At 33.6% G+C, this 15,492-nt stretch carries 9 protein-coding genes; 1 reads left to right on the forward strand and 8 read right to left on the reverse strand.

Annotated elements, in window-relative coordinates:
* Positions 1 to 33 precede the first annotated feature (33 nt).
* The 6 genes from GXK57_RS14205 to abc-f form a co-directional block, all read right to left on the reverse strand.
* The gene (locus GXK57_RS14205) at positions 34 to 1,461 is read right to left on the reverse strand and encodes a glycoside hydrolase family 1 protein (protein ID WP_160677608.1); all 1,428 of its coding nucleotides are present in this window, start codon (positions 1,459 to 1,461) and stop codon (positions 34 to 36) included.
* Positions 1,462 to 1,776: 315 nt separating this feature from the next.
* Complete coding sequence (locus tag GXK57_RS14210) at positions 1,777 to 2,577, reverse strand: hypothetical protein (protein WP_160677611.1); 801 nt, start codon at positions 2,575 to 2,577, stop codon at positions 1,777 to 1,779.
* 144 nt (positions 2,578 to 2,721) lie between these two features.
* Positions 2,722 to 4,569 carry an ABC transporter ATP-binding protein gene (locus tag GXK57_RS14215; RefSeq protein WP_160677614.1) on the reverse strand — a complete coding sequence of 616 codons (1,848 nt, stop codon included), beginning with the start codon at positions 4,567 to 4,569 and terminating at the stop codon, positions 2,722 to 2,724.
* Positions 4,570 to 4,572: 3 nt separating this feature from the next.
* The gene (locus GXK57_RS14220) at positions 4,573 to 6,291 is read right to left on the reverse strand and encodes an ABC transporter ATP-binding protein (protein ID WP_160677617.1); all 1,719 of its coding nucleotides are present in this window, start codon (positions 6,289 to 6,291) and stop codon (positions 4,573 to 4,575) included.
* Between the two features lie 61 nt (positions 6,292 to 6,352).
* Positions 6,353 to 7,522, reverse strand: coding sequence for a M20 family metallopeptidase (locus GXK57_RS14225; RefSeq protein ID WP_160677619.1), 1,170 nt, complete (start codon positions 7,520 to 7,522; stop codon positions 6,353 to 6,355).
* Between the two features lie 596 nt (positions 7,523 to 8,118).
* Positions 8,119 to 10,047, reverse strand: a complete 1,929-nt coding sequence (gene abc-f / locus GXK57_RS14230) for a ribosomal protection-like ABC-F family protein (RefSeq protein WP_160677622.1) — start codon at positions 10,045 to 10,047, stop codon at positions 8,119 to 8,121.
* 813 nt (positions 10,048 to 10,860) lie between these two features.
* Here abc-f and GXK57_RS14235 point away from each other — a divergent pair.
* Complete coding sequence (locus tag GXK57_RS14235) at positions 10,861 to 13,236, forward strand: DEAD/DEAH box helicase (RefSeq protein ID WP_160677625.1); 2,376 nt, start codon at positions 10,861 to 10,863, stop codon at positions 13,234 to 13,236.
* Between the two features lie 144 nt (positions 13,237 to 13,380).
* Here GXK57_RS14235 and GXK57_RS14240 read toward each other — a convergent pair whose 3' ends face one another.
* Positions 13,381 to 14,685 (reverse strand): amidohydrolase family protein, encoded by a 1,305-nt coding sequence (locus GXK57_RS14240; protein ID WP_207710235.1) that lies wholly within the window; start codon positions 14,683 to 14,685, stop codon positions 13,381 to 13,383.
* 59 nt (positions 14,686 to 14,744) lie between these two features.
* Complete coding sequence (locus tag GXK57_RS14245) at positions 14,745 to 15,305, reverse strand: isochorismatase family cysteine hydrolase (RefSeq protein WP_160677631.1); 561 nt, start codon at positions 15,303 to 15,305, stop codon at positions 14,745 to 14,747.
* Positions 15,306 to 15,492: the final 187 nt, after the last annotated feature.

Here is a 15,492-nt window from a genome sequence, read left to right on the forward strand (position 1 = left end):
TATATCTTGTTTAATAATATCAACACGGTACTTTTACATATCTCTCTTTAAGCTAGCTCCATTAGTAGCTATAACTTCCTTATACCAATTAAAGCTCTTCTTCTTATATCTTTCTAAAGTTCCACTTCCATCATCATGTCTATCTACATATATGAAGCCATATCTCTTTTTAAGCTGAGCAGTTGATGCACTTACTAAGTCTATGCAGCCCCAAGTAGTATACCCCATAAGTTCAACACCATCTTCAATAGCTTCTGCAACTTGAACTAAGTGATCATTTAAGTAGTTGATTCTATAGTCGTCATTTACTGTTTTATTTCCATTTTCATCAGTTATTAATTCATCCACTGCACCTAGTCCATTTTCAACTATGAATAGATGCTTTTGATATCTGTCATATAATTGATTTAGGATATATCTTAATCCTTCTGGATCTATCTGCCATCCCCATTCTGAAGCTTTCAAGTATGGGTTTGGAACTCCTAAAAGAATATTTCCTTCTCCCTTTTTATTCTTTTCTGGATCTGCTGTTGCACAAGCACTCATGTAATAACTGAAGGAAATAAAGTCTACTGTATTTTTTAGTATCTCTTCATCACCTGGCTCCATCTTAATTTCTATGTTATTTTCTTTAAATATTCTATTCATATATCTTGGATATTCTCCTCTTACATGAACGTCTGCGAAGAAAAGATTTTCCCTATCCTGTTCCATTGCCTTAAGTACATCACTTGGCTTAGAAGTTAATGGGTAGTTTGGTACCCCAAGAATCATACAGCCTATCTTAAAGTCTGGATTTATTTCATGTCCTACCTTTACTGCTAAAGCACTGGCAACAAGCTCATGGTGCATAGCTTGATATAGGTCCTGCTTGCTTAAGTTCTCTTTTGGTGTCCATATTCCGGCACTCATGTAAGGTGCATGCAATGCAGAATTTATCTCATTGAAGGTTAACCAATATTTTACCTTATCTTTATACCTTGTAAATATGGTTCTAACGTAGTTTTCAAAGAAACCTATTAACTTTCTATTAACCCATCCATCATAATTTTTAGCTAGCGCCAGCGGAGTTTCATAATGAGATATTGTTACTAAAGGCTCTATTCCGTACTTAGCTAGTTCATCAAATACTTTATCATAGAACTCTAAACCTTTTTCATTTGGTTCCTTGTCATCACCATTTGGGAATATTCTTGACCACGCTATAGAAAGTCTAAAAGTCTTAAAGCCCATCTCTGCAAATAGCTTTATATCTTCTTTATATCTATGATAAAAGTCAATACCTATAAGCTTCATGTTATCTTCAGTTGGTTCTTCTGTAAGAGGTCCAACAATTCCCCTAGGTGCTATGTCCTGCGTTGATAAGCCCTTTCCGTCTTCATTATATGCGCCTTCAAACTGGTTGGCAGCAGTAGCTCCTCCCCACAAAAAACCTTCTGGAAACTTAATCTCTTTTGCCATATTATTTTCCTCCTATACTATTATGATTGGTAAATAATAAAACCTAAATTAATAGGATATCCCTAGGTCTTCAAATAAGATATCTCATACTAATCTAGGTTTTGCCTGCTTACCAGTTACAACCCTAATTATGTTTTATTGTCTATAAATATATGCTAGCATTTTTATTTGAAATAGGTCAATGGATTTTCAGATTAAGAAAATTTAATATATAATAGATGCTTCAATCCTTAATTTTTCAAACTTCTTAAAAGATTATATTTGATATACACTACTAAGCCGCTGAAAAATAATCCTATAGAATTTATTATTTTTCTATCTAAAATATTCTTTTAATAATGGAAGAGCACATATCATTGAGAATATGAACATAAAGTCCTTTATTCCATTGAAATCACTAGTATTAATATTATAAATACTCACTATAGTTGCTACGATGAGATTAGAGAGAAATCCTATTGCTAAGGCGGCAATTATTAAAGATAATTTATTTTTCTCTAACTTTGAATGGTATTTTTTTAATCTTTCAGCAATAAACCACAAAGCACCTCCAAATGCTAATAACTTAATCCCTAAAGTAACAGTTTTAATTTCATGATTGATCATGGTTACAGAATAAATATACAATAAAAATCCAATCAAGCTTATATGGCTTAAATCTTTACTATTACTTCCTGATGATATCTCTGGTGAATTAGTAGCACCAGTTTCCGTTGATATGGAAGTATTTGCATTCATGCCCGTTTTATGTTGAAGCATAATAATGATACAACTTACGATAAATGAACATAAAATAATTATTAACTTACCTTGTAAATATATATGTATTCCAAATCTATTCAAATTGGTATTTATGATATAAAAAACTATGAATCTTAATGCTAACTCCATCCTCTGTAAAAAAATTACTTTTACATTATATTTTCTTCTTTTTTTATTAATAGAAACGATATTAGCCAGAATCAGTAGTAGCTGCAAGAAAAATAATATTATTAATATTATCCCATTTTTCAAATTAGTGTAATCATTATCAATACTAATTAGCAATGCGCTAATAACACATAGCAAATAACCTGCACCAGAAAATCGTGATTTTTTTATAAAATCCATTTCCATATATACTCCCTCACGTAGCTTAATCTTAATGTATATTTTAATGTACTATATAATAAATGCACTTTATTATATAGTACTATTTTTAATTCAAATTTTGCTCAGCATAAATATAGATACCTGTCCAACAGACTCCATAACTTAATCCTAAGCTTTATCTAGTCTACCCATTTGACTCATTACCATATCATAATATCGTCCTTTTTTTTCCATAAGGGTCTTGTGATTGCCCTTTTCTAATATTCTTCCTTCGCCTATTACCATTATGTGATTTGCATCTCTAATAGTAGATAAACGATGAGCTATTAGAAAACTTGTACGGTTCTTCATCAAACTTAGTAGAGCATGTTGTATGTCCTTTTCTGTCTTAGTATCAACACTACTAGTGGCCTCATCTAAAATTAAAATCGGGCTGTCGCAAAGTACTGCCCTAGCTATTGATATCAACTGCCTCTGGCCCTGACTTAGATTGTCTGTAGCTCCAGACACCATGGTATTATAGCCTTTTGGAAGCTTATCAATAAAATCATGTGCATGGGCAAGCTTTGCAGCCTCTATTACTTGTTCATCTGTGGCATCAGTTTGTGAATACCGTATGTTATCCATTATAGTACCAGTAAACATAAAAGTATCTTGAAGCACTACTGAAAAGCACTTTCTGAGACTATCTCTTCTTAGATTAGTAATTGATTCATTATCAATAAGGATTCTTCCGCTATCTGCATCGTAAAACCGAGTTAGAAGATTTACAATAGTAGTCTTACCGGCACCAGTTTCACCTACTAATGCTACTACTTCCCCAGCTTTAACCTCAAAGCTTACATTCTTTAGTATAGGTGTAGCTTTATCATATGAAAAATGTACATCCTCAAAGGTAACTTCTCCTTTTGGATTTTGTATTTCTTTAGCAGTTTCTATATCCGCTGGCTCCTCTTCACTATCTAGTATTTCAAAAACACGCTCCGCACCAGCTAAAGCAGACTGGATAGTGTTAAACATACCTGCAACAGAATTAAGTGGCTGTGCAAATTGCTTTGAATAACTCATGAAGCTTACAACAGTTCCTACGGAAACACCATAAGCTACGGAAAGAATACCTCCTGTAATAGCTACAATAGCAAAAACTAAATTGTTTATAACATTCATAAGTGGCATCATATATCCAGACCATATTTGAGCCTTACTACTGCTTTCGTATAGTTCTTCATTTATCTCTTTGAAGTGTTTTAATATATCCTCCTGCTTTCCAAAAGCTTTTACCATTTTAAGTCCAAGGATATTCTCTTCTATTACCCCATTAAGAGCTCCAAGACTTACTTGTTGGGCCTTAAAGTAACCTCTACTTCTCGATGCAATAGTTTTAGTTAGTAAAGCTACAAGGGGAACACATAATAGAACTGTAAGTGTAAGCGGAATATTCAGTGTTATCATAACCACAAATGAGCCAACCAATGTTAATATACTAGCTATCAACTGAGTGGTTGTCTGAGCTATAGTTGAGCTTATATTATCCACATCATTTGTTATTCTACTCATGGTATCTCCATGGGAGCGAGTGTCATAAAACTTTAAAGGAAGCTTCTGCATCTTCTCAAAAAATTCGGTACGTAGTACTAATACTAGTCTTTGAGAAACCTTAAGCATGATAACCCCGTTTAAATAAGAAATAACCCAATTTATTACATATAAACCTACTATTATTAGTAAAAGCCACTTAAGCCTTTCAGTGTCTACTGTTCTACTACTAATCTTAAAGGTATTGAAGGTCTTCCCCACAAAGTAAGGAATTGCCACAGAAATTAATGAAGAAAATATTGTAAGTACCATAGCTACAAATATAGTTTTCCCCCATCTCATATAGATGCTTATAATACGCCTTAGTGTACCTTTGGCATTCTTAGGCTTTGCCGTAGGCGCAAATCTATTTGGACCTCCTCCAGGTCTTCCACCTAAAGATGGTCCTTTTGCCTCTGGTCTTGAAATTTGCTGCGACATAGGTTACACCTCCCTGCTGCTTTCAATCTGTGTCTTATAGATATCTTGATATATTTCACAACTTTCCATAAGCTCATCATGGGTTCCATATCCAACCTTACGACCATTGTCCATGACTAAAATCTTATCGGCAAACATAGCTGTTCCACAACGTTGCGTGATAGTTATTATTGTTTGACTCCTGTCCTTTGAATTTAGATTATCTCTAACCTTTGCTTCTGTTACAGCATCAAGAGCACTAGTTGCATCATCAAGTATTAGAACAGAAGCTTGTTTAAGTATACCTCGTGCTATAGAAATACGTTGCTTCTGCCCTCCTGAGATGTTGACAGCAGCGCTTCCTAAAGTGCTATCGTAACCTCTTGGCATCTTTTCAATAAACGAAGCTTGTGCTTTAGCAGCTGCTTCCTTAACCATATCCTCTGTGGCCATGCTATTTCCCCAGCTTATATTTTCGGCAACTGAGCCTGAAAATAACATTGGCTTCTGAGGAACTATAGCAATAGTATTACGGACTGAGGTTATATCTATTTTTTTAATATCTATACCATTAATCAATATTTCTCCACCATCTATATCATAAAACCTTAATAACAACCAAGCTATTGTTGACTTACCACTTCCAGTGGGGCCTATTATAGCTAGACTCTCTCCTTCTCTTATAGAGAAAGATAAATCTTTTATTGCAGGCACTCCGCTACCATTAGGATATGCAAAAGTAACATCTTTAAACTCAATAGCTCCATTTAATTCTACAGACTTACCAGCATGATTAAAGTCCTCTTCAGAGTCTATAACCTCCTTAATACGAGAAGTAGAAGCTTTAGTCCTCACAAAGGTATTGAATATGTTGGTTATCATGATAAGTGAAGTCAATATCTGAGCCATATAAATAGTAAATGCCGATATATCTCCTGGGCTAGCAAGCCTTGATAAAAACAGCTTGCTTCCAGTAAAAATAACAACTACTGTGCCTATACCAACTGTCAAAGTCATTAGTGGTGATATAAAGGTTATTATCATCTGAGAGGAAACTCCCATGTTCATCAAATTTAAATTTGCCTCTTCGAACTTATCAGTTTCCTTATCATAGGTTCCAAAGGCTTTAACCAGGCGAACTCCTATAAGATACTCTTGAACCACTGAGTTAACCTTATCCATTGCTTTTTGAAGTTTATAAAAACGTGGATAGCTAAGCTTCATACTAATTACTATAAGAACTCCAACTACTGCAACCACGCTATAGATTATTATGCTTAGCCTAAAATTTAAAATGCTTGCAAGCACAATACTTCCAATACAAGTTATTGGAGCCTTCAAAAATATCCTCATTATTCCATTTACAAATTGCACTATCTGTGCTGTATCATTGGTCATCCTAGTTATTAAAGAACCACTTTCAAGCTTATCTGCACTAACCTCAGAAAAGCTCATGATTTTTTTAAACAAATCATATCTTAGATCTGCACCCATACGCTGTGACACCTTACTGGCTAAGATATTTCTAGTAACTGCAAAGCAAGCTCCTACACCAGTGACTATAAGCATAAGCGCCCCCCAATAATAAACCTTAGAAAGGGACCCTTGTTCAATTCCAGTATTTATTATGTTGGACATTAAAGTGGGACCAAGAAGGTCACAAAAAGCTTCGAAAGCAACACAGGTTACTGCTGTTAAGAATGGACGCTTATATCTTTTAAAATATTTACTATATAAACCCATAAACCTTATCCTTTCTTTAGTATGAATTTCGAATAATATTATAGCTATTTTCTACATAAAATTACTCTACTCTTGTATTAACTTCAAACTCATTTTTTATGCTTTTTAGAAGATTCTTATCTGTAATTACATCATATCCTGTAAATGCTAATGCACAAGCTCCATTTAGTAAGGCTTCATGAGCAGATTTTGTAATAGTAAAGTCAGCCATCTCCTTTGTATGTCCAATAAGCTTTGGATTTCCTATCCCTATAGTAGGATGTATGGCTGGTGCTACATAACTAACATTTCCCATATCAATAGACCCATGACCACCTTCCGGTGTTTTTATATCCTCTATTCCAACAAGCTTCAGATTTGAATTGAAGGCTTCAGAAAGTGCATTATTTGTATTCATATCATCATAAGATATCTCATAATTGCTTATCTCAAGCGTAGCACCAGTCATCAATGCAGCTCCTCTTGCAACATTACACACCTTTTCTCTAACCTCTTTTAAATAGATCTTCTTAGCTGCCCTAACATAAAATTGAGCTGTAGCCTTATCTGGAACTATATTAGCCGCTTTTCCCCCATCACTTATTATTCCATGAATTCTAACATCAGAAGTTACATGTTGCCTTAACGCATTTATACCATCAAAAGTAAGAATTACTGCATCTAATGCATTTATCCCCTTTTCCGGTGAAGCCGCAGCATGAGCAGTCTTTCCATAGAAATCAAACTGAATAGCATCCATAGCTAGTGAGGTTCCACTTTTATAGGTCAATTCACCTGGATGTAGTATCATCGCTACATCTATGCCTTCAAAGCATCCTCTTTCTGCTAGTTTAACCTTTGCACCATCAGTCTCTTCTGCAGGTGTTCCAAATACTATAATTTTCCCACCGATTTTGTCTATTACCTTACTTAAAGCTACTGCTGCGCCAACACTCATAGTTCCTATCATGTTATGTCCACAACCATGACCTATTCCAGGCAGTGCATCATACTCACAAAGTAAGGCTACTGATGGACCTTCAAGTCCGCTATCATAGGTAGCCTTAAAGGCTGTTTTTATTTCATCTATCCCAACTTGTACCTCAAATTTATTTTCCTTCAAGAACCTAGTTAAGGTTTCTACTGCTTTATATTCATTGTTTCCAAGCTCAGGATTTTCATAAATAAAATCATTTATTTCAACCAGCCTCTCCCTAACTTTATACACTTCATCTTTAATTATTTCTTTCATTGTGTAAGCCCCCTGTCAAAAGTTTAGGCTATGTTAAAGTACTGTGTTGAAATTAAGTGGTCAGTCATCCGATGCTTAGATGAGCTTGCGCAAAGAATTAATATGATTTTGTCATATTCCATGGCTAAAACTGTAAACTCACTACGTTCGAACATACAGTTTTACTCTTTATTTAACCATTCACTTTTTATAAGTCTTATGTATATTAATTTGAAGAACATTAAGAATGCTATTCAAGTAAAGAGTAAAAAGAGAGAATATATCGCCTGCCAGAATTTCTTCACATGCGTTCAGAAAAGGCAGATGCGCAAAAAATCACTAATGAAGAACGTATTAGTGATTTTTAAAGCCATTCCATCTGAAAAAATCATTTAATTCTAACTGCTCGCTCATATAGCATCTCCTTCATGACCACTTAATTTAAACAATATTATTAAACATATCCAAAGTTTAAAATTAAATTATCTATAATAATATATCTTATTCTATTTTATCATTAAACTTATTTTAATTCTTTGAAAAAATTGTGTATTTTTTATACAGTAAAAAATGCACTAAAGAAGCTATTCTTAGTGCATTTTAATTAATAAATAGATTTAGTTTTCAAAGCTTAACCAAAGCTCCATAACTGTATCTAGTTCTTTACTCAATTCCTCTTTTCTACAGTAAAGCTTGTTAAGCTCATCATAATGAAGCTCTGAATTGGCCATTTCTAAATCCACCTCAGCTATGTCTTTTTCAAGCTTCTCAAGCTTTATAAAAGCCTTTTCTTTCTCAGCTTCTCTTCTTTTACTTTCATCCACAGTCCTTGTTTTCTTAGGCTTTTCAGTTTTTATTAAAGGTGCCTTTACTTCTTGAGGCTCTAATTTAAGCTTTTCCTTTTTATAAAAGTCATAATTACCAAGATAGCTCTTAAAACCCTTATCCTCAACAGCAATTACTCTTTCTCCAACCTTATTAATAAAATATCTATCATGAGATATGAAGAATATAGTTCCGCTAAAATCTTCCAAAGCTTCTTCAAAGTTTTCTATAGAATCAATATCAAGGTGATTTGTAGGTTCATCTAATATAAGAAGATTAATATCTTCATATAGCAATCTCCCAAGCTTTAACCTGATTTTTTCTCCGCCAGATAGATGCTTAACCTTCTTAAATACACTGTTACCATAAAACATAAACTTAGAAAGATACTCTCTTGCCTTTCCTTCTGCTATAAAGATTCCCTCTCTGAAGCACTCCAAAACCGTGAGTTCCTCATCATTAAAGGTTATCCTTTGTGGAAGATATGCAGCCTTAACACTGGCTCCTAGCTCTACTATCCCTGAATCTGCAGTTTCTTCCCCTAAAAGTAGCTTTAGAAAAGTTGTTTTACCACATCCATTAGGACCTATAAGTGCTACTCTTTCTCCATAGCTAACCATTAGATTTGCATCTTTAAAAATAGTTTTGTCCTCAAAGTTCTTGTTTAAGTTTAAGGCTTTAATTGTTTCCTTTCCTGATCTTTGGGCAGCTTTAAAGCTTAGTTTCATATTTTGCTTTTCAAGAATTGGTTTATCTATTCTATCCATCTTATCAAGCTTTATTTGCATACTTGCCGCTCTTCTAAAGAATTTATTATTATCCGCTCTCATTGCCCAGTCTCTCAAGTCCTTAATGGTCTTTTCCATGGCATTTATCTTCTTCTGCTGCTCCCTAAACTGCTCATACTGGATTCTCATATTTTCTTCCTTTTGGCTAACATAAGAAGAATAATTGCCCTTATAAGTTATGGACTCCATATCTTCTATTTCAACTATCTTTGTTACTACATTATCTAGGAAATATCTATCATGAGATACAATTATTACAATGCCCTTATACTCCTTAAGATAACCTTCTAGCCATTCAATAGAGTCCATGTCTAGATGATTGGTAGGTTCATCTAAAAGCAATATATCTGGGTTATCGATAAGAAGCTTTCCAAGAACAACAGTGGTTTTTTCTCCACCGCTTAATAAACTAAAATCCTTATTTAAAAAACTTTCACTAAACTTTAAGCCAGTACATACCTTTCCTAGCTTCTCTTCTACCTCATATCCACCTTTAATTTCATAAAGCTGGACCAAAGAGCTATATTTCTTTAAAGCCTTCTCTAAAGCTTCTCCTTCCAGAGTCTTTAACTCATGCTCAAGATTACGCATCTTCCCTTCTATGTCCTGAACTTCTTGGAAGGCTAGATTTAACACATCAATAACCTTTACGCCTTCTGGATACTCAGGTATCTGTTCAAGGTAAGCCACACTAGCTTCTCTAGGTAGATTAATAAAGCCCTCATCATAGCCGTAGCTAGAGGTCTGAGGATATCCAGGGTAATAGTTCATAGGCTCTATACCTGCTATTAGCTTAAGGATAGTACTTTTTCCACTGCCATTTACCCCTACTATACCAACCTTTTCTCCTGAATAGACCTGAAAGGTTATATCTTTAGTCACAAGAGTTGCTTCCATATATTTTTTCACACCATTTAACGATAATTCAAACATACATATTCCTTCTTTCATCCATTAATCCAAATCACTTCTTTATGGATAGGCAGTATCTTACTTCATCCCTGCATTTTTGACACCTACATAAAAAAATTTAGCAGATCACATAGCCTTAGCATTTAAAATTCCTACGTATACTTTTCTAAAAGCTCACACCAAATACCTAAAACCCTAAAATATAAAAAGGACTGCAAGAAGCTCTATCTTCCTACAGTCCGAAATATTTTATCAAAATTAAATACAGTAAAAGTTAGTGTTCTTCATACTAACACTAAAAACTCATTATTATCATATCTAATTCTTGGATTATACAAAAGTCCAAGGTGTCCCTATAATTATTGGGATACTTAATAATTTATAATATAAATCTCAGAGAAGCAAGTTACCTTCTAAATGCTTTATTCCATAAAGAGTACAACAATAAAACCTAATTAAACCTAGGCAAATTAAAACTCATTACAAAATATCTATTAATTTTTCATAAATTAATATTAGCAATTAGCTGGTATCATAACTTACTTTCCCCTTTCCGTATAATTTACTTAATAATATCACACTTTCAAATATATGTAAACAAGGTAACTTAACATACAATATTATGATTTAGAAATGTTAAAGCACTTAGTCAAAAATAATTTCTAATCCTCCCATGCTTTAATCAACTTAAGGAGTGAATTATAGGTTTTATAACTCAACTATTAGTTTGTATATGTAAACCTTGAAACATATATTTTACTTTTATAAATCCATCGCTTAATGTAAAATATATACAACATACAATATTTTATGAAGCAGCATGGAGGAAGATTCATGTTTAAAAGAAACAAGCTTTTAGAAAGCTATGAATTTGTAGCTGAAGAAATAAACAAAGTCAATTTGCAACATTTAAGTAATGAGGAGTTATTAAATAAATCAAATAATTTAGGGAAACTTGCTCTGGATGGAACTTCTACTGATGAGCTTATTATAGAGGGATTCTCTTTAGTGAAAGAAGCTGTAAAAAGAACTTTAGGTTTTGAAGTTTATGATGTTCAGTTAGCGGCGGCGGTAGCACTTAATGATAAGAAGCTTATTGAAATGAAAACTGGAGAAGGTAAAACCTTAACAGCAGTATTTCCTGCTTATCTAAACAGCCTATCAAAGAAAGGAGTCCATATACTTACCTTTAATGACTACTTAGCCAAAAGAGATGCTCTTTGGATGAAACCTATATATGAAATGCTTGGAATAACTGTTGGCTTTGTACAAGAAAGTATGTACACCAAAGAAAAGAAAGCAGCTTATGGTTGTGATGTAACTTATGTTACTGCAAAGGAAGCCGGCTTTGATTTTCTCAGAGACTCAATTTGCTATAATAAGGAAGATTTAATTCACGGTTCTTTTCATTTTGCTATCATAGATGAGGCTGATTCAATACTAATAGACGAGGCTAGAATACCTTTAGTTATAGCTGTAAGCTCTGATAAAAGAGGTTCAAACTTTAAGAAAGTTAGAGATGCGGTTACCTCACTAGACGCTTTGACAGACTATACCAAAGATGAATATGGTCAAAATGTTTATCTTACAGAAAAGGGAATAACTCATATTGAAGCCTTATTAGAGTGCGGCAATCTCTACGAAAAAGAAAACTTTAATCTATTAACTCAGGTAAATAGTGCTCTTTATGCGGAAGTACTACTAAAAAAAGATATAGACTATATCATACGTAATGAAAAAGTTGAAATGGTGGATGAGTTCACTGGCCGTGTGGCAAAAAATAGACATTGGCCTGATGGTCTTCAAAGTGCTTTAGAGACCAAGGAAAACCTAGAAGTTAGATCTAGTGGTAAGATCTTAACTCAGATAACCCTTCAACATTTTATCAGCCTATATGAAAACTTAGCAGGTATGACTGGTACCGCTGTTGATTCAATGTACGAGTTCAATGAAATTTATGATATTGAAATCGTGGTAATACCTCCAAATAAAAATTCTAATAGAGTAGACTTGCCAAACTACGTATTTACTGATAAAGATGCTAAGTACAAGGCCTTAGTTGAAGAAGTTAAAACCGTTAATGCTACTGGCCAGCCAATACTAGTTGGCACTAGTAGCATTCAAGAATCTACATACTTGGCAGAAAAACTATTAAACTCAGGAATAAACTGTAAGGTACTAAATGCTAAAAACGATGAGCTAGAAGCTCAAATTATTGAAAGAGCTGGAGTTTTAGGAGCTGTCACTGTTTCAACCAACATGGCTGGAAGAGGTGTAGATATATTGCTAGGCGGTCCTGAGGGAAAAGATGTAGAAAAAATAAAAAGCTTAGGTGGACTATATGTAATAGGAACGAACCTTCATGAAAGCTTAAGAATAGATAAGCAGTTAAAAGGTAGAACTGGCAGACAAGGAGATTCCGGCTTAACCCGCTTCTTCATAAGCTTAGAGGATGATCTCATTGTAAAATACGGAATACAGAATATTATCCCTAAATCAAGAATGCCTAAGCATCAAAAGGAACCTCTTAAAAATGCTGCCTTTAGAGGAAAGATAAATCAAGTTCAAAGAATAATTCAAGGTAATAACTCTGATTTGAGAAGGGAATTATATAAATTTTCGCTTATATTGGATGATCAAAGACAATATATGTACAATATCCGTATGAGTATTATAGAAGGTAGTTTTGAAGATGAAATACTCTCCAAAGAATATCCAATGCTGCATGATAAACTAAAGCAGCAACATACTTTAGCTGAAATTGAGAAGTTTAAGAAAAATCTCAGGTTGTTTAATATTGATCAGTGTTGGTCTGAATATCTTGCGAAAGTGGCTAGCATAAAGGAAGGTATTCATCTAAATCTGTTAGGAGGTAAAAATCCTCTAAATGTATTCAATCTTACCTTGGTAGAGGAATTTGATATTTTACAGGAAGAAATAGAAGAAGCCATAAAAGCTGATTATAGTAGACTGTTAAATGCTGAAATATCCTTTGAAGAAATTAGTGAAAGAAATAAGCCACCTGTTTCTACCTGGACATATTTTGTATATGACAATACTCTAGATAGTTTTCTAGGTATAGGAATGCTTCCCGTGGTAGCATTATTGCAAGTTGGCGAGGCCGTGGGCTTAAGAAAACTTAAAAACTATTTCTCTGGACTAAGCTTTGATATAGAAGCGTTATATTATAAGCTCGTAAATAAATCATAGGTTAAATTTTAGGCCTTGTTAAAGTAACATGTTGAAATTAAGTGGTTACTGGCTAGATTCCTTAATGCTAATAAGTTATCTCCTGCTAACCACTTAATTTAATTGGGAAATTAGCTGCCTAAGTGTGTACTCAAATTGGGGGCATTAGAACCGTCCCTGTGTGCCAATTTCATTTCCCTTAATATATCTCTTTGCTATATTTCTATCGTCTCCCATGTAACAAAAACGTTCTAATCTTTCTAATGGATTTATATCTTGCGAATAAATATTGCTATCATCTATTACTAAGGCATTAAACCAATATCCTTCTTCAAAGGCCCCAACCTTGTCAAAGTATCTTCCTCCAGAACGAGTAGCCATGTAAAAAGCTTCTGAAAGGGTTACCGCATCCCACTGTGGATCAAACATATTACGGATTTTTGAATGCTGTATAGTAGTTGCAATGCATCTAGCTATTGATAAACTTGCTCCAGAACCTATATCACTGCCAAGAGCTAGATTTATCCCCATCTCAAGAAGTTTCTTAACTGGCATTATTCCTCCAGCATTTATATTTGAAGTAGCATCTGGACAATGAACCGCCATACAGTTTGGATTTTTCATTAGTTCCAAAACATCCTCATCCATAAAGATGCAGTGTGCCATTATTGTTGGAGTATTGCCTAAAAGTTTATTTTTATAAAATATCTCTGCTCCATTTTTATAGTCTGGAAAAAGCTCCTTGCAAACCTTCATTTCATTAACAGCTTCACACATGTGAGAATGCACTGGAACTTCATATCTTTCTGCTAAGTCTCCTAGTCCTGATAATAACTTTTCACTACAAGTTATTGAAAACCTAGGTACAATAGAAGCCTTTACTTCTCCAGCTTTTATATGTTCTTTTATAAAGCTCTCTGTGTCAATGATAGACTGCTCTGTTTCTTCTATATAGTATTCTGGGCTGTTCTGATCCATGTTTAACTTTCCAGTAAAAGCAAAAAGCCCTCTTTCTCTAAGTATATCAAAAAGTATTTCCGAAGCCTCGTAATGAATCGAAGGAAAACAATTAACATGCAAGGTTCCTTGACGTATCAGCTCGTCCACAAAAAGGGTATATATCTTTTTTGCATGGTCTACATCCTTGAACTTTGCCTCATTGGGATATGTATATGTATTTAACCAATCTAATAACTCCCTGTCCATTCCTATTCCTCTTTGTAAAAATTGAGGAGCATGAACATGCATATCACAGAAACCAGGGATAATAAGCCTATCTCCAAGGTCTATAATATTTTCCTTTGGAAATCCTTCCGGCAATTCATAGCAAATCTCCTTAACCACACCATTAAAAACTAATATGTATGAATTCTCCTTACTAATCAGATTATCCTTGTTCTCACTGTAAATTATATTCCCTTTGTAAGCCTTATAATAAGTATACTTTTCCATAAAATCTCCCTTCAGCATTTATATATAATGCCCTCCCAAATAACTATGAGAGAGCATATCTTTTTATATAGTTAAACTTAACTAATCTTTTCGAACTCTTCTATTGAAGTTAATACTATACCTCGTTCTAAGTACTTATCCAATAATTTTGGCATTTTACTCATATTCATAGTGGTAATAGCATCTTTTAGAACCGAAACTTTATATCCTCTACCTTTAGCACCTATTGATGTTTTTAAAACACAAACAGAAGCATCTAATCCAACTAAAAACAGCTCATTAATGTTATTTTGCTTCAAGAAGGTATCTAAGTTAGGATTAGAAAAAGCATTACCTTTATCTTTAGAATAGATATTATCGCTAATAATATTTACCCTTGAGTCTATCTCACTTCCAGCAGTATCTTTAATTAGTTTCCCAATTAAAGTTCTACTTAATAAGCTATTTCTATATTGATGTTTTATATATACTACAACGATATCTTTTTCCTTGGAAAGTTTAATTACTGAATTCACATTATTAATTAGTTCTTCTGAATTCTTGTATGGATGTGGTTTCGTAGCTGTTAATCCAGTCATATCTTCCTGTATATCTATTACTAATAAAGCTTTATTTATGGAATCTTTATAACTACCCATTATTTATTCCTCTCATAATAACTTATTATAATATACTAATTCAACTTCGATATAGGAAATCTTCATATGCTTTGAAAAAACTGAATATTTGGATATGGATAAATTTCTTTTTACATCTCAATACCCCCAGATACCCCATAATTACTTAATTTAACATATTATACTCCACAGCAATTTATTATTCAAA

The organism is Clostridium sp. C8-1-8 (assembly GCF_009928445.1).
Taxonomy (GTDB): domain Bacteria; phylum Bacillota; class Clostridia; order Clostridiales; family Clostridiaceae; genus Clostridium_AR.

Excerpts from the sequence above, each read along its gene's own strand:
- GXK57_RS14210 (WP_160677611.1), bottom strand. The coding sequence starts at position 2,577 with ATGGAAATGGATTTTATAAAAAAATCACGATTTTCTGGTGCAGGTTAT.
- GXK57_RS14245 (WP_160677631.1), bottom strand. The coding sequence starts at position 15,305 with ATGGGTAGTTATAAAGATTCCATAAATAAAGCTTTATTAGTAATAGAT.
- GXK57_RS14215 (WP_160677614.1), bottom strand. The coding sequence starts at position 4,569 with ATGTCGCAGCAAATTTCAAGACCAGAGGCAAAAGGACCATCTTTAGGT.
- GXK57_RS14220 (WP_160677617.1), bottom strand. The coding sequence starts at position 6,291 with ATGGGTTTATATAGTAAATATTTTAAAAGATATAAGCGTCCATTCTTA.
- GXK57_RS14235 (WP_160677625.1), top strand. The coding sequence starts at position 10,861 with ATGTTTAAAAGAAACAAGCTTTTAGAAAGCTATGAATTTGTAGCTGAA.
- GXK57_RS14225 (WP_160677619.1), bottom strand. The coding sequence starts at position 7,522 with ATGAAAGAAATAATTAAAGATGAAGTGTATAAAGTTAGGGAGAGGCTG.
- GXK57_RS14205 (WP_160677608.1), bottom strand. The coding sequence starts at position 1,461 with ATGGCAAAAGAGATTAAGTTTCCAGAAGGTTTTTTGTGGGGAGGAGCT.
- abc-f (WP_160677622.1), bottom strand. The coding sequence starts at position 10,047 with ATGTTTGAATTATCGTTAAATGGTGTGAAAAAATATATGGAAGCAACT.
- GXK57_RS14240 (WP_207710235.1), bottom strand. The coding sequence starts at position 14,685 with ATGCTGAAGGGAGATTTTATGGAAAAGTATACTTATTATAAGGCTTAC.